Origin of the sequence: Nostoc sp. (genome assembly GCF_036917465.1) — a bacterium.
Lineage (GTDB): Bacteria > Cyanobacteriota > Cyanobacteriia > Cyanobacteriales > Nostocaceae > Nostoc.
In genome coordinates, this window is record NZ_JBALDL010000048.1 from 14,770 (window position 1) to 38,655 (window position 23,886).

The window sequence follows — 23,886 nt, forward strand, 5'->3', positions numbered from 1 at the left end:
AATAAATTCAACAATCAAAGCTGACTGCTATATATATAACTAAATCCCTCCAAATCAAATACCTCAACAGTTAATCTGTTATTTATAATAATTGGCTTACTAGCATTTAAATTTTATCGAGCGCGAAATATATGGGACAAGGTTTTTTGCAAATTGGCTTAACGCTGTGTATTGTCATAGCAATCACTCCGTTACTCGGTAGATATATAGCTCGTGTCTTCTTGGGAGAAAGAACACTGCTTGATTTTTTAATGAACCCCATCGAGCGAAGTATGTTCGTCCTAGCGGGTATTCGTAGAAAAGATGATATGACGGGTTTGCAGTATATCCGGGCTGTAATTGGCAGCAACTTGCTCATGGGAATTTCAGTGTATTTGCTGATATATTTTCAGAGAATCTTACCCTGGAATCCTAACGGCTTTGGTGCGCCCAGTTGGGATGTATTACTGCACACAACCATTTCCTTTGTAACGAATACCGATCAGCAGCACTATGCTGGTGAGACAACCTTAAGCTATTTTAGCCAGGTAGCGGCTTTAGGCTTTTTAATGTTCACCTCCGCAGCCACCGGGTTAGCCGTGGGAATTGCCTTTATTCGCGGGTTGACGGGTAGAAGACTGGGAAACTTTTATGTCGATCTCGTGCGTGGAATTACGCGCATATTGCTACCGATTTCGATTATCGGAGCGATCGCTTTGCTTATAACAGGTGTTCCACAAACATTAGCGAAGACGATGGATATAAGAACCTTAGAAGGTGGGACGCAATATCTTGCCAGAGGGCCAGTAGCATCCTTTGAAATGATCAAACTTTTGGGTGAAAACGGCGGTGGCTTTTTTGGCGTAAACTCAGCCCATCCTTTTGAAAATCCTAATGGCGCTTCTAACTTGATAGAAATGATTGCCATGATTTCTATACCAGCAGCCTTGATTTACACTTACGGTATATTTGCCAACAACATCAAACAAGCTTGGCTACTTTTTTGGATGGTGTTTGTGATTTTTGTGGTTATGGTGGGAGTGACAGCCGTGGGAGAACTGCAAGGTAATCCCCTGGTTAATAATGCCTTTGGATTAGAACAGCCCAATTTGGAGGGAAAAGAAGTTCGATTTGGCTGGGCACAAACGGCATTTTGGGCAGTTATGACTACTGCTACTATGTCTGGTGCTGTGAATGGGATGCACGATTCTTTGATGCCTCAAGGAATATTTTCGACTCTTTTCAACTTGTTTATCCGGGTTATCTGGGGTGGACAAGGCACTGGAACAGCCTACTTATTCATTTACTTAATTCTTACAGTGTTCCTAACTGGACTAATGGCAGGACGTACCCCAGAGTTTTTAGGACGCAAAATCGAAAAGCGGGAAATCGTCCTCGCCAGCGTGGTGTTATTGATTCACCCAATTCTAGTTTTGATTCCCAGTGCGATCGCTTTGGCTTATCCCATTTCCCTTTCTGGAATTAGCAACTTTGGCTATCACGGTATTTCTCAAGTAGTTTATGAATACGCCTCAGCTGCTGCAAATAATGGTTCCGGCTTAGAAGGGTTGAAGGATAACACCCTGTGGTGGAACTTGAGTACTTTAGTTAGCTCAATAGGAGGACGCTACATTCCGATAATTGCCATCCTGCTGTTAGCTGATGGCATGGCTCACAAACAACAAGTACAAGAAACTCCTGGCACCCTAAGAACTGATTCTCTAGTATTTACAGGTATCACTGCTGGAGTGACACTGGTTTTAGGAGTGTTGACTTTCTTTCCCGTTCTAGCTTTAGGCCCCATAGCTGAGGGTTTGAAACTAGCATCTGGCAATTAGAAAATCTATGAGTTATAAGTCTGGAATTAAGAGAATACCAAAAAATAAATAACTTATCCGGTTTTATAGGGAAACCAGTGCTGTAGAACCCGCAAGAAGGTTCCCAACGCTCAATCTCAGAAACGCTACGCGATCGCTTTCCATTCTAGAAACTTGCTTGTATTAGCGATCGCGTAACGTGCCCTACAGGTTGGATATTATTTTTATTGGAAACTCCCACCTTTGTACAGACGCGATGAATCGCGTCTCTCCTAACTTTATTTAATTTATAAATCAAGTGGCAACTAACTTCAAAGCTAGACGGCCAAATCCTCGTTCTGGCGATCGCCGCCAAGGACGTAAGAAGGCGAGGAAAATTACTAAGTGGCTGTACTTAAGAGCAATTAAAGATGCTTTTGTCAAGCTCAACCCTAAGTATGCAATCAAAAATCCCGTGATATTTATGGTTTGGGTGGGGACAATCATCATCCTATTGCTAACAATCGATCCCAACCTATTTGGCCTAGCCCTGCAAAAGAACCCGCAAATTTTCAACGCCTTGCTGTCGGGGATTTTATTCTTTACAGTTTGGGTTGCAAATTTTGCCGAAGCAGTGGCAGAAGGGCGGGGTAAAGCTCAAGCTGATGCCTTGCGATTAACGAAATCAGAGGCGATCGCCAAAAAACTCGCTCCTGACGGTGCAATTAGTGAAGTTTCATCCACCAGCCTGAGACAGGGCGATAACATCTACGTCATTGCTGGCGATATCATTCCCGCCGATGGCGAGGTAATTATGGGTGTCGCCTCAGTAGATGAATCGGCAATTACTGGAGAATCCGCACCAATATTAAAAGAATCAGGCTCCGACGTTTCCAGTTCCGTCATTGGTGGGACACGGATTATCTCAGATGAATTAATTATCCGCATTAATACCGATCCAGGCAAAGGCTTTATTGACCGGATGATTGCCTTAGTAGAAGGGGCAGAACGTAGCAAAACACCCAATGAAATAGCCCTGACAGTATTGTTGGCAGTTCTCAGCTTAGTATTTTTGTTAGTTGTAGTAACCTTGCCTGCACTTGCTTACTATGTCAACAGTCCAGTCAGCGTGCCAACTTTAATTGCCCTATTAGTGGCATTAATTCCTACAACCATTGGCGGCTTACTAAGTACCATCGGTATTGCTGGTATGGATCGAGTTGCCCAATTTAACGTCATTGCCACTTCAGGACGAGCAGTTGAAGCCTGTGGTCATGTCAACACTTTAGTTCTTGATAAGACAGGTACAATTACCCTTGGCAACCGTTTGGCGGAAGAGTTTATCCCGATCGACGGTCATTCAATGTCAGAAATTGCTAACGTTGCGTGGGCGGCTAGTGTTTTTGACAATACATCAGAAGGTAAATCTATTGTCCGACTGGCAGAAAAGTTAGGCGCACGGTTTGATTTCGACTCCAACCAGTCAGAAGGTATTGATTTTTCAGCCAAAACCCGCATGAGTGGAACTAACTTACCTGGTGGCTATGAGGCCAGGAAGGGAGCCGTAGAAGCCATTAAAGGATTTGTCCGTTCTCGCAACGGACGCGATACGCCAGAATTAGATGCTGTCTACGAACGAGTTTCTCGTCTGGGAGGTACACCTTTAGCAGTTAGCCTAGATAACGAAATTTATGGGGTTGTTTATCTCAAAGATATAGTTAAACCTGGTATCCGCGATCGCTTTGAACAACTACGACGGATGGGAGTGCGTACCATCATGCTTACTGGAGACAACCAAATTACAGCTTCTGTCATTGCTAAAGAAGCAGGCGTTGATGACTTCATTGCCGAAGCCACACCAGAAGACAAAATCAACGTTATTAAAAAGGAACAAGCCGCAGGTAAACTAGTTGCCATGACGGGAGATGGAACTAACGATGCTCCCGCATTAGCCCAAGCTAACGTCGGTGTTGCCATGAATACAGGAACACAAGCTGCAAAAGAAGCTGCCAACATGGTCGATTTAGACTCCGATCCCACAAAGCTGATCGATATCATTAGCATTGGCAAACAACTGTTGATTACTCGCGGGGCTTTGATGACATTTTCCATCGCAAATGATATTGCTAAATACTTTGCAATTATCCCAGTCATATTTGTCGCTGCTAATTTGCAAAGTCTAAATATTATGAATTTGACTAGCCCTAATTCTGCTGTTCTATCAGCACTGATTTATAATGCTTTGATTATTCCGGCTTTGATTCCCTTGGCATTGAAGGGTGTGCGGTTTAGGCCACTAACACCTAATCAGCTACTCCAACGCAATATCTTAATTTATGGCTTAGGTGGGATAATCGCGCCGTTTATCGCCATTAAGTTGATAGACCTACTGATTACACTTGTGGGTTTGGCTTAAGGAAAGCAAAAGTACAGACACTGTGAAATAAGTGCATCTTCACCAAACTAAAATCAGAAACATTTTTACTTTTACCTGTTGAGAGAAAGAACCAAAAAAATATGAATAAACAGCTCGATGTTTGGGAGAAGTTTCTGCCGATAGATATGATACAAGCGATGTCTTTGTTTGGTCGCAATGGCGTGAACATCACGTAACACTCGCTATTTTTATCCTGCTGTGCTTGAATGTGGTAATTGCCCCAGCTATTTATACTGTTAGCAACAGCATCTTTAAATTTCGTTCTGATTGGGTAAAAGAATTAAAATTAAAAATTAAATTTTAGTAGTAATTGGAAAACTTTTTATGGCTATTATTCGAGAAACTATCAGAGCAATTTTTATAACTTTAATGCTTTGGTTGTTGACTGCAATCATCTATCCTCTGATCATCCTGGTAGTGGGTCAAGTTTTTTTGCCCTATCAAGCCAATGGCAGCATTGTGCTGAATCTAAATAATGAACCAATTGGTTCGGCTTTGATTGGTCAAGTATTCACATCTGAGCGATATTTCCATCCTCGTCCTAGTACCGTTAGATATAGTCAAGGTAAAAAAGCCAAGCCAACTGGCATCTCTGGAGCTAGTAATCTCGCTGCTAGTAATCCAGAGCTACTTAAGCGGATTCTAGAAGAGGCAAATCAATTGCGAGACGAAAATCTCCAACCGCTCGCTGATATAATTTATACGTCTGCATCTGGTTTAGATCCGCATATTTCCTTCAAAGCAGCACGGCAGCAATTGACGCGGGTTGCTGGTGCGCGGCGAGTAAAAGAAGATGAGGTACTACGTTTAATTAATAAGTATACTGATGGCAGATTTTTATGGATTTTTGGTGAGCCGGGAGTCAATGTTCTCCGATTGAATTATGCTCTTGACTTACAAGATTTTAATCGTCAGCAAAATCAATAAATGGGAATTGGGCATTGGGAATTGGGCAAAACAATTCCAAGTTCTGAGCAAAGAAGTCAGATTCACTACTCAGCACTCATAACGGGTATGGGTAAAACGTCGTTTTCCGATGTAATAAAATTGCCATATAGATACCAAGAGTAAAATGTCAGATAATAATACTGGTTCGACTGGCACTGCACCTTTAAATTCTGGAATTTACTCGCTTTATCCCCCGCGACGGCGGGGTAAGCATAAAATATTTATTGGCATGGCTCCTGGAGTAGGCAAAACCTACCGGATGTTAGAAGAGGGACACGCACTTAAACACGAAGGAATTCATGTCATCGTTGGGCTTTTGGAAACCCACGGACGCAAGGACACAACAGAGAAGGCAGAGGGACTGGAGATTTTACCGCGTAAGCAATATCCTGGCGGTGAGTTGACGCTAACGGATATGGATACAGATGCTATTTTAAAGCGATCGCCCCAATTAGCCTTAATTGATGAACTTGCCCATACTAACGTCCCTGGTTCCCCACGCGAAAAACGCTACGAAGATGTAGAAGTAGTTTTGGCAGCAGGTATTGATGTCTACTCCACAATGAATGTGCAACATTTGGAAAGTCTCAATGACTTAGTAGCTAGAATTACCGGGGTGATAGTCCGTGAGCGAGTTCCTGACAGGATTTTGGATGAAGCAGATGAAATAGTGGTAGTGGATGTCACACCCGAAACCCTGCAAGAACGCTTATTAGAAGGGAAGATTTATGCGCCGCAAAAAATCCAACAATCCCTCGATAATTTTTTCCAACGCCGTAACCTGATTGCTTTGCGGGAGTTGGCTTTGCGAGAAGTTGCAGACAACGTGGAAGGAAATGCGATCGCTACTACCCCCAATGGGCAATCCTGTAATATTCATGAGCGGGTTTTAGTATGTGTATCCACCTATCCCAACTCAGTCCAGCTGTTACGCCGGGGTGCGAGGATAGCTAACTATATGAATGCCCCACTTTATACCTTGTTCGTTGCCAATCCAGAACGCTTCCTCACCAAGGAGGAAAGCCTACACATCCACACTTGTGAAAAACTCTGTAACGAATTTGAAGGTACTTTTCTTCGTATTACCAACAGTAATGTAGCTAATGCGATCGCTGAAGTTGCCGAAAAATATCGGATCACTCAAATTGTAATTGGAGAGAGTCAGCGATCGCGCTGGCAAATGTTCCTCAAAGGATCTTTGACGCAAAAATTGGTGCGCTTGCTCAAAAATATCGATTTGCATATCATTGCCAGCGAAAAAATGGTTTCACCCAAATAGAGGATCAAATTTTCACAAAAACCTCAGAACTAAAGCTCCCATGCAGACCATAGGGGATATGATGCTTGAGATGTAGCCCTGCGATCGCTCCAAATACCCACTTGTGTGGACAAAGCGGTTGCGAAAATGGGCATGACCATTAGTAAAGGTAATTCTGCTAATCATCCCATCACCATCAAACGGGTGATGAAGATATTGACCATTCACATCCAGCAAACCGGGGCCATTTCTAAACAGCGTACCTTGTAACTCTGTAGGAATTTGTCCTTCTATATCATCAATCCAATAATCAAATTCTTGAGTGAGAGGTGTAGGATTTTTCTGTAACTAGGCTTTCTTGACTTCTAAAACTCTGCATATACCTTGCTTTTTATTGTTACCTTGTAAGAAAATATGTAGCCGCTAAAAAGAATTTTTTTGCAACTTTGCTGCAATGGGAAGGCAGCGTACTGACTCGACTTTGAATTGATTGCGCTATTCCACTATTTTCGACTCTGGTTCTCTCACTACCAACTCAGACATCAAATTTGGCAAAAACTCTTGTTCCCCATCTTTGGATGTCTCAGTTTGTTCCTCAGCAGCAGGTAGCCAGTTGATAAATGGTAGAGGTAACAGCGTACTGAGGTTAGTAATTAGCACCAATAACCAAAGTGACTCAAAGTTCGTTGCAGTAATCCCCAGCCAATAGGTGAGTAATGCCCCCAAAGCTTGAGAAACTGTTCCTGCTGAATTAAATACCGACATCAACAAGGCAAATAAAGTTGCTTCTACACCAGAGGGACAAAGCCTTGCCGCTAGTACCATCACTGGCATAAAGGTAATTTTACCCATCACAGTGAGAATAAGACTATCACCCAAACTAAACCAGTGGTCATCTATACCCAACAGCCTGTTTGTATGAGTCACTAACAACAGCGTCGTCATCCCTAAAAGTGACGAAAGGACAGTACTCCAAGCAAAAATTACGCGAAAAGGGATGCTTTTGAGGAAACGTTGAAAAATCCAAACACCTGCTAAAGAAGCGAAACTTGTCACCAAGTTTACCCACCCCAAAAATTCTGGTTCAAAGTGTAATTCGTTGGTAGAGAAGTAGAAAAAGGCTGATTCAGCATTTGGGGTAGCTTGCCAAATGAAGACAAAGGCCGTTGGTAGCCAAATTGTTTTTTGGGTAATGGCTTGGCGTAGCTGCTTAAGTTGATGTTTGATTGGTAAAGGGTTGGTGTGATTACCATCTTCAGCATCTTTATCTTTGCTAACGGGCGATTCTGCAATTAACCAAGCTACTCCTGAGACGATGAGAGGGAATAAGGCGGTAATTCCAAAGACAGTACGGGTAGTAAAGTATTGCAGCAGCAAACCACTAAAGTATGCTGTTATTAAACCTCCGATCGCAGAAGCACTCCAACATAGAGATTGTAGTGAACCTGCTTTTGCTTGTGATTCGCCTCTAGCACGTTCCACAACCAGCGAGTCAACTATCACATCACTCATAGCGACGGAGAGAGAACCAAGAGCGATCGCTAATGTAGCTGCCCAGCTAGTATTAACTATTGTGGACAGACTCGCCCAAGAAGCAGTTCCCAGTATCCCGGATAAAATCAAGTAAGGACGGCGACGATAGCCAAAGATAGGCAAGCCATCAGAGATAAAGCCAAACACCGGCTTGATCATCCAAGGTAGGAAGACAATTCCCAATAGCGTCGATACCTCGACTGGACTCAACAGCAGCTCATCTTTGAGGAAAAAGCTCACAGCCAGACGCGATAGCCCTAAAATTCCTTGGACAAAGTAAACAGTGAGAATTGCAATTAATTCCGCATTGGGTTCATTGCCCAAAAAGATTTTTTGTGTAAATGAGTCTTTGATCTTGGACAAGCCAGATGATTGAAGCACCATTCGATAAATATTGTTTAAATTTTATCTACTTTTCTATCATATCGATTCTTAAAATCTGAGCTTTAGGATCAGTACCCACAAGGTATTGCTTTATATTACAAATTTAGTCTTTTCTGTCAATGCGTAAGCTTTAATAACAAAATAATTAGGGCGAGTTTACCTAAGTAAGCTCGCCCTAACTTGTATTGAGTGTTAACTTTTCACTGGAACTTCTGAAATCCTGCCTACAGCAAGCTACGCAAAATGGAGCCTGGGAGTAAGGCATAGAGAAAATCAGGCAAATTTGATTGAGATTGAATTAGTATCTTTAATAGCACTGCTATTAAAGTGGCGATCGCTGGAGAGTCACATTTCCTTAATGATTATCAGAAGTGCGGCTTTTAATCTGAGCCAGAAATCGGCTTGTTTACAAGCCATTACACTTATGACAATTGCAAAACTGACTTCTTATTAACTCGACGAGTCATAACTGAAGCAGCACCCACAAAACCAATCACAAAAACTCCTAATAGAGAAGAAGACTCAGGAACTGCTCTGGTAACTACATTACCGGTGATATCTTTGTAGCTAGTGGCGACTGTGTGATTATCTGATTCAAAACCAGTTCCGCCAACATTGGTGAATTGAACTTGATCAAAAGTTCCACTAACATCGTAGAAGTTGATGAACGCAAAGGGTTCTCCAGAATCCTGACCTTTGAATTGTGAGTTAGGATTACTGTAGTAGCTGGCTTTATTTGATAATCCTGCGATATAGTTTACCACATCAGCAGTAGTCATAGAAAAGGCAACCTTACCTTGTGAAAGAAATGTCAGTACGTTGTTAGCATCTCCCGCAGACCACCAAAGTCCAAAGTAACTTTGTGGGGTTGTTAAATTCAGGGTGGAAACAGATTGTTTACTACCGATATTCGTGTCTACATCAAAATATTTACCCGATCCACCAGCACCACCATATTGGTTTGCATTGTTGATTAGACCGTTATTATAAGAACCAATAGTTGTTGCTCCATCCTTCCATTGAAAGCCTGTTGCACTGTAACCTGTTGTTTCTCCATCAAAAGTATCTACATGAGTATTAACAAGATTTGAGGAATTTGCAGTTTGTACACCTGCGTTTTCTATTGATATGGCAAAAGACGCAGCCATTGCCGGACGGGTAACAGTAGCTAAGGACAAAACAACACCTGAAGCGATCGCGGACTTAATTAAAAGACTTTTCATTTGAGAACCCCTTTTGTTTTTTAATCTTTCGTGTTCATAGCCTCATTGTGCGATGTGCTTCTAGATTTAAACATCAGAGGGATTACTACTTTTTTGATTAGACTATACGCAGATAAAAATGTAATTTGTTGGACTTTATTTAGAGGATATTTACTGAGTTATGTTCCGTGATATCTATCGCTTTATGTAGAAAGTGCGAAGTTATCAGTGCTAAATTGTAAACAAGCTTTATTTCTAAAAAATGCCATTTGATGATTCGCAGGCAGTTTATATTTCTAGGGATCTAGGTTAAGAAGGTATGAGGCATTGTGCTATGCCATACCCTCGAAAACCTTTGCTTATCTCTTGGCTGAATAGTTTTTAAAACTCATCTTCAAGATTACCTTGGTTCTTATTTAAATGAATTGAATAACCTGCATTTTGCTGTATGATTAACTTCACAATCTCTTGATGACAAACGATGAAATTAACTTTCAAAATACATCCAGATAGTTTTAATACATTTCATAACTCTGGAATTGCTGTAATTTCAAAATTATTTTTTCTAATTCAAGGGAAAACTAAGTTCTTTGACAGGTAGCTCTCGGCTGCCTCTCACCCCTTCCCTAGCAATTCGTCTTTATCGAGTCAACTATGCCACCTTAGTTTTTTTGACATCGCTAGTAGCATGAATTAAACTACCTCTTGCAATCAACAAAAGAATCTTGAGCAATGCATCCGATTGAAGAAGTTGCTGTCCCGACTCGCGTTATCGGTTTAATTAGTGGTACATCCGTAGATGGCATAGACGCTGCCTTGGTAGAGATTTCCGGTACAGAATTGGATCTTAAAGTTGAGTTGCTAGCTGGGGAAACATATCCTTATCCATCTGAACTCAGAGAAAAAATACTAGCAGTTGGTGCAGGCGTTGCGATCTCAATGGCAGAATTAGCAGAAATAGATGATGCGATCGCTATTGTCTTTGCCCAAGCTGCCCAAAATATTCAACTTGGTCATCAGCCAGCCACTCTTATTGGCTCCCACGGTCAGACGGTTTATCATCGACCACCTGTGCTAAGAGGGGAGCAGAATAGGAGAGAAATCTTAATTTCTGACTCCTCACGGGCTAAAGAGCCTGCTACCGCTAACAGCACTCCCTTGGGTTACAGTTTCCAACTAGGGCGCGGTGCATTAATTGCCCATCTTACGGGCATTACAACTGTGAGTAACTTCCGCGTTGCTGATATTGCTATTGGCGGTCATGGTGCGCCTCTCGTCCCCAGAGTAGATGCCTATTTGCTCAGTCATCCTGAAGAACGGCGTTGTATTCAAAATATTGGTGGCATCGGTAACGTAGCTTATATTCCGCCTCGTCATGGCGACTGGCTTTCAAAAATTCGCGCTTGGGATACTGGCCCAGGAAATAGTCTGTTGGATCTCGCAGTGGAGCATTTAAGCGCTGGTGCTAAAACTTATGATGAAGATGGTAATTGGGCTGCAAGTGGTACTCCCTGTCATCCTTTGGTAGAACAATGGCTCAACCAAGACTATTTTCATCTACCCCCGCCCAAATCTACTGGTCGAGAGTTATTTGGTGTGACTTACCTGCATCAGTGTTTAAAAGATGCCGAAGTATACCAACTCAATGCTGCTGACATACTGGCAACTCTGACGGAACTGACAGTTGCTTCAATTATTCATAGTTACCGCACTTTTTTGTCAAAAATGCCACAACGGTTACTATTATGTGGCGGTGGTAGTCGCAATCTCTATTTGAAACGTCGATTAGAGTTGTTGTTGCCATCAATCCCAGTTTTGACTACAGATGAAGTTGGTTTGAGTGCAGATTTTAAAGAAGCGATCGCTTTTGCAGTTTTAGCCTACTGGCGGCATTTGGGTATTCCTGGCAATCTACCTACTGCTACTGGCGCACCTCAAGAAGTGCTTTTGGGAGAAATTCACCAAAGTTACTCCTGAGTCTTCAGACAAAAACGATAAAAAATTTCTTCATTCTTCACTCAGCACGGGCTAAACGCCCCGCTATCCATGTACAGCACTGCTATAACTGTAGTCTTGGTAGCACTCCATCGAGACAGGGAATATATAAGGTGGCTCATACTTTTTTATTGGAACCAGGACGCTGGGCAATGCAAGGAAATTGGCTGGAACGTAATGGTATGCCAATCAGCATCAAGGGGATGACCTTGGTAGCTTGGAATCGAGATAACTGGTTCACTATGGCAACTAAGCTGATATTTCCTGGTAGCGATCGCTCAGAAATCTCTTTACAATACAAGGGACGACTACATGAGGGAGAGCGTCAGTATACTTTTTTGTTACAACATAATATTTTGGGGCAAGTTGAAGGCGAAGGCTGGATTGGTTTAGATACTATTGTGCAGCGTTACTGGGTAATAGGCGATCGTCAGCGTCGTAGTGGCTTTGAAACCCTACACAGGATTTCAGAAGATAAATATTATCTCAGTAGTGGTATCTTGGCTGGTCATTTTTTAACTAACACAATGGAAGTTAGCCTAGAGCGTCAGTCAACCTAAAAGCAGTGTTGCCTCATTGCTGTGAGTCTAGGTTGGAAATCTTCCGTTCAAATAACTTTCTTTTAACGCACTAGTTTCTCAGCCTTCAATCAATGCCTCATACCTGAGCTTAAGGAGTATCTTTTATTTTCATCGACCTCCTGAGTTATAGTTTTATAGTATAAAAAGAAGTTTTCAAATCATCGTCAGGATCTTAGCATTTTTGGGCAACCATGTAATCTAGAATTCAGTTTTATGAATCCTAAAGTCTCTGTGATTATCCCTGCTTACAATACTGAAGCCTATATTGCGAAAGCACTAGAGTCAGCCTTAGAGCAAACGCTCAATGATATTGAAGTTATCATGGTCGATGATGGTTCAAACGAGCAAACTGTAGAAGTCGCTAAAAGTTTTACAGATAAACGTCTAAAAATAATAGTTAATCAAAAAAATATCGGGGTTTCTGCTGCGCGTAATCGTGCCCTCATAGCAGCCCAAGGAGAATGGATTGCTATTCTTGATTCAGATGACTGGTATGATCCCAAAAGATTAGAAAAGCTTGTGTTTCTAGCAGAAAAAAAACAATGCAAACATGATTGCTGACGTTCTTTTTTTAATCAAAGATGGTGAAACATCTCCTTGGAGTACATTGATTCAAGAAAGTGGAAAAGATATAGATAAAATTAACCAAATTGATCTTATTTATTTTGTAGAAACTGATGTTTATGGACAAGCAGGATTGCATCTTGAGTTTAAGCAAGCCTATATTCAAACGAGAATTTATAGTTAAGCACAGCATTATGTACGATGAAACCATAAACATAGCTGAGGACTATTGGCTTGACATGAAATGCTTAATTAATGGCGCTCGTTACAGCTCTCTGAAAAAAATAAATATATCTTTACCTATGACAAGGAGCCTGAACTGTAAAAATCTGGTCAGATAATAATTCATGATTTGTAACTATCCCTACCTACAAAACAAGTTATCATACTAATTCTATGTGAGGCTATGCTTTTAGCATTTTTACGGAACTATATAGCCTAAAGTTCAGCTTAATGAATCCTAAAGTCTCTGTTATTATCCCTGCTTACAATACCGAAGCGTATATTGCAAAATCAATAAAGTCTGCCTTAGAGCAAACACTCAAAAATATTGAAGTTATCATCGTTGATGATGGTTCAAGCGATCAAACTTTAGAAGTCGCTAAAAGTTTTACCGACCAACGTGTCAAAGTAATAGTTCATCAAGAAAACCTGGGGGCTTCTGTTGCGCGTAATCACGCCCTTAGAGTAGCCCAAGGAGAATGGGTTGCTGTTCTTGATTCAGATGACTGGTATGCTCCTGAAAGACTAGAAAAGCTTGTGTTGCTGGCAGAAAAAACAAATGCAGACATGATTGCCGACGATCTTTATTTAATCAAAGATGGTGCAATGTCTCCTTGGAGTACATTGATTCAAGAAAGTGGAGAACGTATAGATGAAATTATCCAAATTGATATCGTTTATTTTGTACAAACTGATGTTTATGGGCAACCAGGGTTGCATTTTGGTTTAAGTAAGCCTCTATTTAAACGAGAATTTTTGCTTAACCACAGCATCAAATACGATGAAGACATCACGATGGGTCAAGATTTTTGGATCGACATGAAATGCTTAATCAAAGGAGCCCGCTTTTTTATTGAGCCAAAACCCTATTATTTCTATCGCTCACGCCCTGGTTCTCTTGTTTATCAAAGCCCATTGCCACGTCTAAATCAATATTGCAAAGCTGCTAATTCTTTCATGCAACAAGAGGTTGTGAAAAAAAATCCAGCTTTAATGCAGGCTCTGTATAATAATCTTGCAGCGTATAATAAAAATCTCGCTTACTTTCAAGTTGTTATCCCTATAAAGCAAAGAAAATGGTTAGCAGCATTAACAGAAATCAGGAAAAATCCGCACTTTTTCTTTGTTTTTATCTCTCGATTTAACAACATTATTAAACGTCGAATTCAATACTATATAATTGGCAATAAATCAGTTTTTGATATTTCTTATAATCTACATAAAAAACGAAAAACTCCCAATTAGTAGTGCAACAGTTTGAGCAAACAATATAGCTATTTTCCTTTACGTGAGGTAAACCCGTAAGGACACGCCAATATCCACGAGTGTCAACTTAACACGAAATAAGCGGTTATGAAACCACGTCTACACTAAACTTTATCCCCGGAGTTGGGTTAAAAAGCCTTAATTTTTAGTTAGTCTGCGGAGGCGGACTTCGTTTGTATAGCTGCGTTGTACAGCCCTTTGGGCATCCTCCGGCAGGCTGCCGGAGGAATCATTCCATTCGCTTCGGCTTAAGTAGACACCAATGGACACTGCCGTGTCCCTACACCTTGTAGTTTGGCATTGTACTATCATGTCCATCTTCAAAGGGCTGTACCTAGCATTTACCATACCCTCTCCACTTATACTGCTTGCGATCGCATAGCTAGCTTTATTATCCGGTTATTTGTCACCTTAACAGGGCTACTCTTATCCCTAATGAAGGTTTTTGGCAGATCCTAGAGTTATCTATTTACTCAAAATTGGGCAAACTAAAACTACACCACAATTAAAGTGCAAGATTATATGAAGCCTCATTATCTACTCTTTCTGCTTGTTTGCTTTAGAATATTGCACCAGATGTAATAACCGAGCATGGCTTCAATCCTTTAAAAGAGGGCTAAAAAAAGCTAGTATAGACTGCGTAAATGCACTTACTCTCTCAATTAACAAGACTTGGGGCAAAATCTTCTTGTTAAAGGTAGGTAAGCTTCTGCCTTTAGTAGCACAGCGCCATGTAGATAAAGCAACCATTGGAAATCCTCTAAAAGCCTAGTCTATAAGACTTTTGTCTTTTGAATTCCATTTTTGCCTTGTGGTACAAGTCTAGAAATTCATTTCTAGGCGCAATAATGCCATATATTTCAGTTTGAATGCACTTTTCTCCTAAACACTTACAACTTTTCTTCTAAACACTTATAACCTGCTTTTGGATTCAAATTCTCTATGTCAGACCCCAACATTGGTCGCTTACTCAGCAAACGCTACCAACTCCAGGAGTTAATCGGTACTGGAGCAATGGGTAGGGTTTATCGCGCTAAAGATACTTTGTTGGGAGGTGTACCTGTTGCGGTTAAGTTTCTTGCTCTATCAATCCAAAATGAAAAGATGCGATTGCAAGACCGCTTTGAGCGAGAAGCAAAAACTTGTGCTTTGCTAGGACAAAAAAGTATCCACATTGTCAGAGTTATGGACTATGGCGTAGATGACAACAACACCCCATTCTACGTTATGGAATATCTACAAGGACAAAGCCTAAATAATATTATTCGTCAGCAACGGCTTCCCTTACCAAGATTTCTGAGTATGGCGCGTCAACTCAGCCTGGGATTACAGTGCGCTCATGATGGTATCCCAGTTGATGGCGCAATTTGTCCAATTATCCATCGAGATGTCAAGCCAAGCAATATGCTGGTGATTCAAGATCCCAGTTTCGGAGAATTGGTCAAGGTTCTAGATTTTGGAATTGCTAAGTTATTGCAGTCAGATGGCGACCATACAAAATTCTATTTGGGGACATTGGCTTATTCTTCTCCCGAACAGATGGAGGGTAAAGAATTAGACAACCGTGCTGATATTTATAGTTTGGGTGTGATGATGTTTGAGATGCTCACAGGCAAAATGCCACTGGTAGCACCAACTCATTCTTTTGGAGCATGGTATAAAACACATCACTATCAAAAACCACGTTCTTTTGCTGAAGTTGCACCTGGGTTAGAACTACCAAAAGAAATCGAAAATTTGGTGATGAGCTGTCTAGCTAAGGTAGCACGCGATCGCCCCCAAAGTATCACTGAAATCCTCAGAGTTCTAGCATCTCTAGAAAAGCCTGAGCATACACGCAAAATTAAGCAAGATAGCTATGCCCTAATTCCTACTGCTACGGCTAGTCCTGAGCTTGAACAGAAAACTAAAGCCGATTTGCGGGCATCCTTGTCTAACGATGAAATCGTTCGTGCCATTTCCTGGCCCCAAAATAAACCAATTGCCGATATTGTCTTTCCTCAGTCCATTCACATTAATGGGGAGATTTTACCAGCGCTATGGGTGATGCTACCGCAAGAAGAAATTCAGAAGCGCTTACTCTGTACCCGCTATAACCAATTTCTTTTCATCTCTATTCCCCATCCCATGTTGCTATGGATTACTGTCATCTACAACCGTAAACATGGTGCTAAATGGTTGCCTTACTACCTCGATCTCAAAACCAGTCTTGGTCAAGAAATTACCCGGTTACTACAGCACACAGGTTACTACCGTCTGTTGTTCTTTGCACGAGAAACACCAAATCGCTGTACCCATATCTTGCCTTCAAGCGTCGCTTCTGCCCAGCGCCAACGACTGCAAGAGTGGGTCGCAATGAGCAACACATTGATGTCTTCTGCCGATCCGCAAATGAGTAAAAGTTTACTCAAAAGCGAGTACGAAAAAATTAAGCCTCAAATTCTGGCAAAGCTCGAAAGCATTGATACGGATTCTCCATACGATCTTTCCAGTTAGGAATAATTTCTTTATGCTACATGTCTTATATGTAACGAAGGGGTGCAAACTCAAAGAATGTAAACTTTTATAAACAAAATATATATAAAGATGTAAGTTCTAGTTATATGTATAAAGAGTGAAATCACGAGCTAGTTAAATCAAGGCTATCTAATTTCTCTCGGAATATTTTTGTGTGGATATTTCAGTCAGTTGTAAATTTACGCAGGTGTAATTCTTACACTAAACAAAAGAAACAATAAAAAGTGTGGTAAGCCGAACAGCAATTTTAGCCCGGAAAGTTAAAGTCATGTATAGACTCCAGGAGATGTGCTGTCGAAAAGTTTAGTAGTTGTGAGTTGAGTGCTTGTGTAGCTCTTGTGAAATTGGTTATCGAAGTTGACGCCCCGACATCCCCAGCTCTTTTCCTCCTTGGAACCAAGCAAGAGAAGGAGGTCGCCCACTGCGACAGTAGAACGACTCTATGCCATAGTGGAACCGGAATCTAAGCCCCACTGATGTTTGAGAAGCTCCTGATAAGTTGCCTCACGCACTACCATTTGCTCATAGAGTTTTACCAAAAAGTCTTTGGCTTGATCGTGGCTCATATTTTGTACTTGAGTGGCAAATGAGCAGATGCTGAATTGCTGTTCCAAGGATAGTTTCATTGGTTGGTTCATAGTTAACTCCGAAAAAACAACGTGTAAAGGTGATATCGCTTACAGAAGTCCAAATGGGATAAAAATTGGACTTATGCCTATCCAACATTTGTTCCTCCGTATTAAGAAAGATAACAATTGTTTGACAGAACGCCCACATCCTAAATGTAGGTTTTTTTTGATATGATATCTTCCACCTAATCCTACTGATATACTACCCAAGTCAGCCGAGCCGTATTCCAGAAAATAGGCTCTGTTGGAACTAAGGTAGATATAACTACCTCTCACTCCTTTCTGCTTTGTACAACTCTCTTTTGAGGAGATGAGCAGATTTGCTACTGAATCCTATAGTTCCCTGTTTGAGAGAAACGAAGATCGTGTTTCCCCAAATATGAAGGAAACTTCGGAAGTTAGGACTTTAAGGAGGTTGGGGAATGAATGGTAATAAGCGTGAATTATAATCGCTCTACCTTATTCTGTGCAAGATGTCAATTAATCAATTTTATGCAAATTCAGCCTCATTAGGTCTTTTTAGAGGCTAAAAACATTTGTATCAAATTGTAAAAGTGAAAAATGCTCACACTGAACAAATTACTGAGTATATCTACCAGATTTGTCATTTGTCATTTGTCATTTGTTTAGGTTACTAAGCATCGACCAATGACCAATGACCATTTATTCCAGTGAAACGATGACAACTGTGATGTTATCGTGTCCTCCCTGCTCCTTAGCAGCCTCAATTAGAGAGATGGCGGCTTTATCAAGCCAAGGAGCGTCTTGGAGGCAGCTAGCAATCTTCTGTTCAACAAGTTCTTCTGTAAGACCATCACTACATAACAGTAAGCGATCGCCAACTTTTACATCTAGTGGTTGGACATCAACCTGATGCAAGTCTTCACGCCCTAAACAGCGCGATAATACATGACGAAAAGGATGCGATCGCGCTTCATCAAAGGTAATGTCACCAATTTTGATTGCTCGTGCAACCCAAGTGTGGTCTTCTGTTACCTGTTCTAATTGGGACTCTCGGAAGCGATACAGCCTGGAATCGCCAACATGAGCGCACCAGGGCGGCTCTGGAGAGCGAAAAATTACTGCTACAACTGTTGTACCCATGTCGGCGCGTTCGGGATGATTTTGCTGATCTTGCAAAATCGCTTCATTAGCACCCCACAAAGCTTGCTCTAGCAATTCTTGGGAAGATTTAGAAGATTCCCAATTTGCCAGCAAATAGCCCTGAATTTCTTCAGTGGCTATGCGACTTGCTTCTTCACCTCCGGCATGACCACCCATTCCATCAGCGACAACGAAAAACCGCCCTTCTGGGTCGACATAGTAAGCATCTTGATTATTAGAACGAATAAGTCCCGGATCGCTAAAACCCGTGAAATTAAGTTTCATAAATTTTTTTTTGCAACAATTAATGCATACGATCGTAACGGTCAAGGCGTAAAAGTAGTCTGATCAGGATCGCTGAAATGCCTAGTGCAATTAACCCAGGCAGCAGTGCCCACCATACATGATTGCCAACCACTAAGATCGTAGCTGAAAGTGTGAAACCACTAATTAACAGAGCATAGCTCATTGAGAGCTGAATACTGCTTTGCCGCCGCAATAGCTTTTCAGTTTCTATAGACCGAACGCGAAGACGTATATCTCCCCGTTCTAGCTTCTCTAGCGTATCCTCTAACCTACGTGGTAGCCCAAAGGCAGTACTACTTACCTGAGCTGCTTGACGACTTAATTCATTAATAAAAGTATTCCCCTCAGAACCATTCATATCGGTCATAAGCTGCATTGCATAAGGTTTGGCAACTTCCATAAAGTTAAACTCTGGATCTAAACCTTTGCCTACTCCTTCTAGAGTAGAAAAGGCTCGCATCACAAAGGTGAAGGTTGCTGGAAATCTAAATGGCTGATTATAAGCTATTTCATAAAGGTCGTCACTGATTGCCGCCACCGACTGATTTTCAAAGGGCTTATCCATGAAATGATCCAGCATGTACTGGACGGAACGCCGGATTGGGCTGATGTCATCTGTTGGGGCGATCGCGCCTAAATCGATCAGAGATTGCACAACGCGATCGCCATCTTTTTGAGCGATACCAAACAGTGTTTGCATCAGTCCTTCGCGCACGTTAGATTTAATCCGCCCCATCATGCCGAAATCGTAGAATATTAGAGCGCCACTTGCACTAATAGCAATATTGCCTGGGTGAGGATCGGCGTGGAAAAAGCCACTATTGAGTAATTGTAGTAAGTAGGCTTGAGCGCCTTGACGGGCGATCAGCTTTCGATCCAAACCGGCTGCTTCTAAAGCTTCGTATTGGCTAATTTTAATTCCAGGGAGATATTCTAAAGTCAGCACTCTGGAACTGGCGTAACGCCAGTATACTCTTGGGACATTCACCCAATCGTAGCCGCGAAAGTTCCGGCGAAAAGTATCGGCGTTACGACCTTCGTTAAGATAATCAATTTCTTCCCAAAGAATGCGACAACATTCTTCATAAATACCTAACCAATCTCTTCCCCGTCCCCATTTGGGATGGTTTTGAAAGTAGCGGGTAATTCCCTTGAGAATTTGTAAATCTATTTCAAATAACTTTTTTAATCCAGGACGTTGCACTTTAACGACAACCGATTCCCCAGTATGCAGCACAGCTTTATGTACTTGTCCTAAGCTAGCAGCAGCTAAAGGAATCGATTCAAAATTATGGAATAGTTGAGGAATTTTTTTGCCTAATTCTTTTTCAATGGTCGCTTCTACTTGTTCATAGCTAAATGCCGGTACTTTGTCTTGTAATTTGGCTAGTTCTTCTACATATTCACCAGGGAAGATATCAGCACGGGTAGAAAATAGTTGCCCAACTTTAATGAAGGTTGGGCCTAAATCCAGCAGGGTGTTGCGAATCCAGACTGCTTGGGTTTTGCGTCTTGCAGCTTGCTTTACCTCAGTCACGCCACCCGGATAACTCCAAGATTTGTTGTATAGCCAAAGTTTGAACAATAAGGTCAAGACAAAAGACCAAATGTCCACAAAACGCCGTCTGCTAGAGTATTTTTCCCGATTCCAACGGTATGCCTTCTCTGAATAACCTTGTTCCATATCCTTTGTGTACCGTTGGTTTGCAACCGAATCACTTGAAAGAAAAGACACTCTGATTCCTAAACTGTTTTTTCTTAAGTGTCATTTGTCATTTGTCATTTGTAAATAATTTTTGACCAATGACCAATGACTAATAACTAAATTTATGCAGAAGTTCGGCGATAATGTTGCAATTCTGTTCGTAAGAGCGCAATTTCTGCTCGTAATTCATCAATATCTGCTTGCAAGTCACCTGAATCAGAACTGGTTTGTCCACTACCTGTAGTAGCTTGACCAGAATTAGCTGTTTCTGCTGACCGATTTGCCCGCTCTAGGACTTCTTCTGTAAACTGGCGTAACTGCTCTCTAGCTTCTGCATCAAATTTGCCCAGATCGCTCAAAGCATCGGTCAAGGCGACCTCTAAACGCTCATTAACTACTTCGGCTACTGCTCTGCCTACGAAAAAAGCTTGTACTAGTGGGTTACTCATAAATTTTTGTTACGTTGATCCGCAAGAGAATTATAACTTGCCTGTATGCTTTACGGCTTCTGCTGAGGAGTTAGAGATTTAGAGTTACCGATATGCCAATTCAATAATTCCCGGAGTTTACAGGCATACAAAAGAGAGTTACACCGATCTGGAATAAGATTTATTGTGACATTCCAGCAATTCTCGATAATATTTCTCTGGTGTACTGGGTAAATAGGTTGTGATTTGCAAGGCTTGCTCTCTCAAGTTGAAACTTTGAGTAATGTTAATCAGGCTGAGGAAATCTAGATCGTGGGAAATTACCCAAATAGCGCCTTGATAGTCATTTATACTTACTACCATTTGTTCAACGGTTTCAATATCTAGGTTATTCGTTGGCTCATCGAGGATGAGAAGATCGATTTCTGAGATACTGATTATTGCGATGCCTGCGGCGGGCTACGCCTACGCTAATCTTGCCAACTCACCCCCACTCAACACAGAGGCGCTTTTGTGAACTTCATCATATTTAAAGAGAAAGTGTCCCAACTGTTGACGCAAAAGCTGATAGCTGAGATTAGGATTGGCAGCTTGCATATTTTCCGAAATTGTGCATTGACGATTTACCAATTCGTAGGTTTGATCGAGATATACAGCTTTCATGGCTGGTGCAAGCAAAACCTCACCTGATTCTAAAACTGCTGTTTGGTTTTCCATTCCCAAAATTGCTTTTACCAGACTCGATTTACCAGAACCGTTTGCGCCGATAATAGAGATGCGATCGCCAGAGGAGACATGCAGTTGAATATTTTGAATCAACAGACGTTCTGATATCCTAAGATTTGCACCCTGGATATTAATTAGATTTCGGCGCTTTTGATTTTTTTCTTCTAGCTGAATACTTGTGACTTTTGTAGTTTTGACTTTCGTCTCTGCAACCTTTTGATTAGCCTTTGCTACTGCTGCTTCATGTTTCTTTTTTGCAGTTCCGCTAGATATCTCAGCTTTGGTTTTAATCAGTCCTGCTGCCATTCTATCAATACTACCATTCAGAAACTTGGCGCGACCGTTGCGGCTAGATTGGGCTGCACGTTGCTGTTCTTGGATAGCCGTGGCTTGGGTACGTTTGAGTTCCTTTCTGGCGACTTCGTGCGATCGCAATGCTACCTCTAACTCGATTTCTTTCTGTTCTCGATATTGAGAAAAGTTGCCTCCATATACTTTCAAAGCATCAGGTGTGAGTTCCCAAGTAACATCTGTAACTTGGTCTAAGAAAAAAGGTTTATGTGAGACAATCACAAATGCACCAGTGAAATTTTGAAGAAATTGCCTTAAGCTTTCTAACGCTTGCAAATCCATGTGGTTGGTTGGCTCATCTAGCAACAACAAGTTTGGTTGTTGAGATAAACCGATTGCCAGAAATAGCTTTGTAAGTTCTCCACCACTCAAGTTAGTAATTGGTAAAGATAAGTCAAGTGTTGTGTGGAATTGTGTTTGTAAAATTTCCTCAATATTCCACCATTCATCAGAGACGGAAATTAAAAATTCAAGTACTGTTTCTGCTGTAATTTCTTGTCTGATAGTGCTGATTTGTGGCAAATAGTAGACAATACCATTACGCCAAACAGAACCGATGCTGGGGCTGATTTGACTTGCAAGTATCTTTAAGAGAGTTGATTTTCCTACCCCGTTGCGACCAACTAAAGCAATGCGATCGCCCGCCTCGATACTCACTTGGATTTTTTGAAATAAAGTTCTATCTAAGCTGAGTTCGTAGGCTAAATTCTCAGCTAATAATATTGATTTCTTCTGCATTTTTCTCAAACCTCAATTCGCAAATTTCTACCCGCGTGTTCACAACATTTACGGGTTTAGATACAAAAGATTTAGCCGCAGATCCTTGTCAAGCGGTTAAATGTAGATACGAATGATGACAATATTCTTAATACATGACTATTGTGAAGTAACCGTGTCAAAACACTTGTGTTTATTCTTTGTTGACATTTGTTGCTTTGGTGCAACAGGTGTTTGGTACTACTTCATTTCAGCTATCTCGTTGAAGTTGTGATGAGGTTTGATATTGACTAGAGTGTAGCATGAAGGTATTTCAGAAGGGTAGCGATCGCTCGTTCTCAGTCGGAAATAAAGATTTTTAACCGCAGAGGCGCAGAGAACGCAGAGGTAAGATATTCAGGATAGATTTTTTTATGAAATTTGTTTTGAGATGATAAAGCCTGAATTGGACGATTTACCTATACTCTAAAAATAGGCGATTAGCTACGCGCGATCGCTAACTACAAGACTGTTAAAATAAATCCATAACTACTTGATGCCGTATCCATTCTATGACCATAGCTCAAGAATTAGATTCTCAAAAAGGCATCTCCCAAGATGTTATATTTCCCCCTAGCGATCTATATAGTGATGAGCCTCCCTTGGAAAGCGAACTGCATCTACGGCAAATAATTCTACTATTGACATGTCTGGAATGGCTGTGGCGAGACAGAAATGATTTTTATGCGGCTGGAAACCTGACTATCTACTACAGTCCACGCCAACGCAAATCAGAACACTTCCGAGGGCCAGACTTTTTTGTAGTGCTGGGAACTGAACGCAAAACCCGTAAAAGTTGGGTAGTTTGGGAAGAAGATGGTAAATATCCAAATGTAATTGTAGAAATTCTGTCTGACTCAACAGCTAATACTGACAAAGATTTAAAGAAAAGAATTTATCAAGATACTTTCCGCACACTTGATTATTTTTGGTTCGACCCTTACACGCTAGAATTTGCAGGATTTCATTTAGTAGATGGAGGATATCAAGCTCTACAAGCAAATGAGCAAGGACATTTATGGAGTCATCAGCTAGATTTATATCTGGGAATTTATCAGGGGCTATTGCGGTTTTTTACACGAGATGGGCAACTAGTACCAACACCTGAAGAAACGGCAGAACAAGCACAACAAAAAGCAGAACGTTTAGCAGCAAAACTACGAGAGTTAAATATCGATCCAGATACAATTTAGACCAGG

At 41.3% G+C, this 23,886-nt stretch carries 21 protein-coding genes and 1 pseudogene; 12 read left to right on the forward strand and 10 right to left on the reverse strand.

The genetic code is table 11. The annotated features are described in order from the left end of the window. Positions 1 to 131: 131 nt before the first annotated feature. The 5 genes from kdpA (at position 132) to V7K38_RS10175 (ending at position 6,439) form a co-directional block, all read left to right on the forward strand. On the forward strand, positions 132 to 1,817 hold the full coding sequence (gene kdpA, locus V7K38_RS10155) for a potassium-transporting ATPase subunit KdpA (RefSeq protein ID WP_334857464.1): 1,686 nt from the start codon (positions 132 to 134) through the stop codon (positions 1,815 to 1,817). A gap of 268 nt (positions 1,818 to 2,085) precedes the next feature. Next, a complete protein-coding gene (kdpB, locus tag V7K38_RS10160; RefSeq protein ID WP_334857582.1) occupies positions 2,086 to 4,191 on the forward strand; it encodes a potassium-transporting ATPase subunit KdpB in 2,106 nt (701 codons plus the stop codon). Between the two features lie 121 nt (positions 4,192 to 4,312). Then, positions 4,313 to 4,516 (forward strand): hypothetical protein, encoded by a 204-nt coding sequence (locus V7K38_RS10165; RefSeq protein WP_334857466.1) that lies wholly within the window; start codon positions 4,313 to 4,315, stop codon positions 4,514 to 4,516. A gap of 20 nt (positions 4,517 to 4,536) precedes the next feature. Next, positions 4,537 to 5,139, forward strand: coding sequence for a K(+)-transporting ATPase subunit C (gene kdpC, locus V7K38_RS10170; RefSeq protein ID WP_334857467.1), 603 nt, complete (start codon positions 4,537 to 4,539; stop codon positions 5,137 to 5,139). Positions 5,140 to 5,284: 145 nt separating this feature from the next. Next, positions 5,285 to 6,439, forward strand: a complete 1,155-nt coding sequence (locus tag V7K38_RS10175) for a universal stress protein (protein WP_334857468.1) — start codon at positions 5,285 to 5,287, stop codon at positions 6,437 to 6,439. 78 nt (positions 6,440 to 6,517) lie between these two features. Here V7K38_RS10175 and V7K38_RS10180 read toward each other — a convergent pair. From V7K38_RS10180 to V7K38_RS10190, 3 genes and pseudogenes are all read right to left on the reverse strand, one after another. Continuing rightward, a pseudogene (locus tag V7K38_RS10180) lies at positions 6,518 to 6,797 on the reverse strand (carotenoid oxygenase family protein); the annotation flags it as partial. 116 nt (positions 6,798 to 6,913) lie between these two features. Next, positions 6,914 to 8,335, reverse strand: a complete 1,422-nt coding sequence (locus V7K38_RS10185; protein ID WP_334857469.1) for a folate/biopterin family MFS transporter — start codon at positions 8,333 to 8,335, stop codon at positions 6,914 to 6,916. 422 nt (positions 8,336 to 8,757) lie between these two features. Continuing rightward, positions 8,758 to 9,558, reverse strand: a complete 801-nt coding sequence (locus V7K38_RS10190; RefSeq protein ID WP_334857472.1) for an Npun_F0296 family exosortase-dependent surface protein — start codon at positions 9,556 to 9,558, stop codon at positions 8,758 to 8,760. Positions 9,559 to 10,269: 711 nt separating this feature from the next. On the opposite strand from V7K38_RS10190, the gene V7K38_RS10195 reads away from it, so the two are divergent. The 5 genes from V7K38_RS10195 to V7K38_RS10215 all read left to right on the forward strand — a co-directional run bounded on the left by V7K38_RS10195 (position 10,270) and on the right by V7K38_RS10215 (position 14,144). Then, complete coding sequence (locus V7K38_RS10195) at positions 10,270 to 11,514, forward strand: anhydro-N-acetylmuramic acid kinase (RefSeq protein ID WP_334857474.1); 1,245 nt, start codon at positions 10,270 to 10,272, stop codon at positions 11,512 to 11,514. Positions 11,515 to 11,645: 131 nt separating this feature from the next. After that, on the forward strand, positions 11,646 to 12,092 hold the full coding sequence (locus V7K38_RS10200) for a hypothetical protein (RefSeq protein ID WP_334857475.1): 447 nt from the start codon (positions 11,646 to 11,648) through the stop codon (positions 12,090 to 12,092). Positions 12,093 to 12,326: 234 nt separating this feature from the next. Continuing rightward, a complete protein-coding gene (locus V7K38_RS10205) occupies positions 12,327 to 12,674 on the forward strand; it encodes a glycosyltransferase family 2 protein (protein ID WP_334857476.1) in 348 nt (115 codons plus the stop codon). Further along, the gene (locus tag V7K38_RS10210; RefSeq protein ID WP_334857477.1) at positions 12,664 to 12,861 is read left to right on the forward strand and encodes a hypothetical protein; all 198 of its coding nucleotides are present in this window, start codon (positions 12,664 to 12,666) and stop codon (positions 12,859 to 12,861) included. The genes V7K38_RS10205 and V7K38_RS10210 overlap by 11 nt, the downstream gene beginning before the upstream one ends. A gap of 269 nt (positions 12,862 to 13,130) precedes the next feature. Beyond that, entirely contained in the window at positions 13,131 to 14,144 is a 1,014-nt protein-coding gene (locus V7K38_RS10215; RefSeq protein WP_334857478.1) for a glycosyltransferase family 2 protein, read from the forward strand. Positions 14,145 to 14,303: 159 nt separating this feature from the next. Here V7K38_RS10215 and V7K38_RS10220 read toward each other — a convergent pair whose 3' ends face one another. Continuing rightward, positions 14,304 to 14,435, reverse strand: coding sequence for a hypothetical protein (locus V7K38_RS10220; RefSeq protein ID WP_334857480.1), 132 nt, complete (start codon positions 14,433 to 14,435; stop codon positions 14,304 to 14,306). Positions 14,436 to 15,107: 672 nt separating this feature from the next. Between V7K38_RS10220 and V7K38_RS10225 the strand changes: the two genes are divergently transcribed. Continuing rightward, complete coding sequence (locus V7K38_RS10225) at positions 15,108 to 16,661, forward strand: serine/threonine-protein kinase (protein WP_334857482.1); 1,554 nt, start codon at positions 15,108 to 15,110, stop codon at positions 16,659 to 16,661. Between the two features lie 461 nt (positions 16,662 to 17,122). Here V7K38_RS10225 and V7K38_RS10230 read toward each other — a convergent pair whose 3' ends face one another. The 6 genes from V7K38_RS10230 to V7K38_RS10255 all read right to left on the reverse strand — a co-directional run bounded on the left by V7K38_RS10230 (position 17,123) and on the right by V7K38_RS10255 (position 22,669). Next, positions 17,123 to 17,320: an NblA/ycf18 family protein gene (locus V7K38_RS10230; protein ID WP_041565841.1), complete on the reverse strand. Its 198-nt coding sequence runs from the start codon at positions 17,318 to 17,320 to the stop codon at positions 17,123 to 17,125. 654 nt (positions 17,321 to 17,974) lie between these two features. Beyond that, on the reverse strand, positions 17,975 to 18,700 hold the full coding sequence (locus tag V7K38_RS10235; protein WP_334857484.1) for a Stp1/IreP family PP2C-type Ser/Thr phosphatase: 726 nt from the start codon (positions 18,698 to 18,700) through the stop codon (positions 17,975 to 17,977). Between the two features lie 19 nt (positions 18,701 to 18,719). Then, positions 18,720 to 20,405 carry an ABC1 kinase family protein gene (locus V7K38_RS10240; RefSeq protein WP_334857584.1) on the reverse strand — a complete coding sequence of 562 codons (1,686 nt, stop codon included), beginning with the start codon at positions 20,403 to 20,405 and terminating at the stop codon, positions 18,720 to 18,722. Positions 20,406 to 20,548: 143 nt separating this feature from the next. After that, positions 20,549 to 20,875 carry a DUF6825 family protein gene (locus V7K38_RS10245; RefSeq protein ID WP_334857486.1) on the reverse strand — a complete coding sequence of 109 codons (327 nt, stop codon included), beginning with the start codon at positions 20,873 to 20,875 and terminating at the stop codon, positions 20,549 to 20,551. 138 nt (positions 20,876 to 21,013) lie between these two features. Next, complete coding sequence (locus V7K38_RS10250) at positions 21,014 to 21,217, reverse strand: hypothetical protein (protein ID WP_334857488.1); 204 nt, start codon at positions 21,215 to 21,217, stop codon at positions 21,014 to 21,016. A gap of 102 nt (positions 21,218 to 21,319) precedes the next feature. Then, complete coding sequence (locus tag V7K38_RS10255) at positions 21,320 to 22,669, reverse strand: ATP-binding cassette domain-containing protein (RefSeq protein ID WP_334857490.1); 1,350 nt, start codon at positions 22,667 to 22,669, stop codon at positions 21,320 to 21,322. A 530-nt stretch (positions 22,670 to 23,199) separates the two neighbouring features. On the opposite strand from V7K38_RS10255, the gene V7K38_RS10260 reads away from it, so the two are divergent. Continuing rightward, positions 23,200 to 23,880, forward strand: coding sequence for a Uma2 family endonuclease (locus V7K38_RS10260; RefSeq protein ID WP_334857491.1), 681 nt, complete (start codon positions 23,200 to 23,202; stop codon positions 23,878 to 23,880). Positions 23,881 to 23,886: the final 6 nt, after the last annotated feature.

Excerpts from the sequence above, each read along its gene's own strand:
- V7K38_RS10205 (WP_334857476.1), top strand. The coding sequence starts at position 12,327 with ATGAATCCTAAAGTCTCTGTGATTATCCCTGCTTACAATACTGAAGCC.
- V7K38_RS10175 (WP_334857468.1), top strand. The coding sequence starts at position 5,285 with ATGTCAGATAATAATACTGGTTCGACTGGCACTGCACCTTTAAATTCT.
- kdpA (WP_334857464.1), top strand. The coding sequence starts at position 132 with ATGGGACAAGGTTTTTTGCAAATTGGCTTAACGCTGTGTATTGTCATA.
- V7K38_RS10225 (WP_334857482.1), top strand. The coding sequence starts at position 15,108 with ATGTCAGACCCCAACATTGGTCGCTTACTCAGCAAACGCTACCAACTC.
- V7K38_RS10215 (WP_334857478.1), top strand. The coding sequence starts at position 13,131 with ATGAATCCTAAAGTCTCTGTTATTATCCCTGCTTACAATACCGAAGCG.
- V7K38_RS10260 (WP_334857491.1), top strand. The coding sequence starts at position 23,200 with ATGACCATAGCTCAAGAATTAGATTCTCAAAAAGGCATCTCCCAAGAT.
- V7K38_RS10245 (WP_334857486.1), bottom strand. The coding sequence starts at position 20,875 with ATGAGTAACCCACTAGTACAAGCTTTTTTCGTAGGCAGAGCAGTAGCC.
- V7K38_RS10250 (WP_334857488.1), bottom strand. The coding sequence starts at position 21,217 with ATGGTAGTAAGTATAAATGACTATCAAGGCGCTATTTGGGTAATTTCC.
- V7K38_RS10255 (WP_334857490.1), bottom strand. The coding sequence starts at position 22,669 with ATGCAGAAGAAATCAATATTATTAGCTGAGAATTTAGCCTACGAACTC.
- V7K38_RS10210 (WP_334857477.1), top strand. The coding sequence starts at position 12,664 with ATGATTGCTGACGTTCTTTTTTTAATCAAAGATGGTGAAACATCTCCT.
- kdpC (WP_334857467.1), top strand. The coding sequence starts at position 4,537 with ATGGCTATTATTCGAGAAACTATCAGAGCAATTTTTATAACTTTAATG.
- V7K38_RS10190 (WP_334857472.1), bottom strand. The coding sequence starts at position 9,558 with ATGAAAAGTCTTTTAATTAAGTCCGCGATCGCTTCAGGTGTTGTTTTG.
- V7K38_RS10240 (WP_334857584.1), bottom strand. The coding sequence starts at position 20,405 with ATGGAACAAGGTTATTCAGAGAAGGCATACCGTTGGAATCGGGAAAAA.
- V7K38_RS10235 (WP_334857484.1), bottom strand. The coding sequence starts at position 18,700 with ATGAAACTTAATTTCACGGGTTTTAGCGATCCGGGACTTATTCGTTCT.
- V7K38_RS10185 (WP_334857469.1), bottom strand. The coding sequence starts at position 8,335 with ATGGTGCTTCAATCATCTGGCTTGTCCAAGATCAAAGACTCATTTACA.
- V7K38_RS10230 (WP_041565841.1), bottom strand. The coding sequence starts at position 17,320 with ATGAACCAACCAATGAAACTATCCTTGGAACAGCAATTCAGCATCTGC.
- V7K38_RS10195 (WP_334857474.1), top strand. The coding sequence starts at position 10,270 with ATGCATCCGATTGAAGAAGTTGCTGTCCCGACTCGCGTTATCGGTTTA.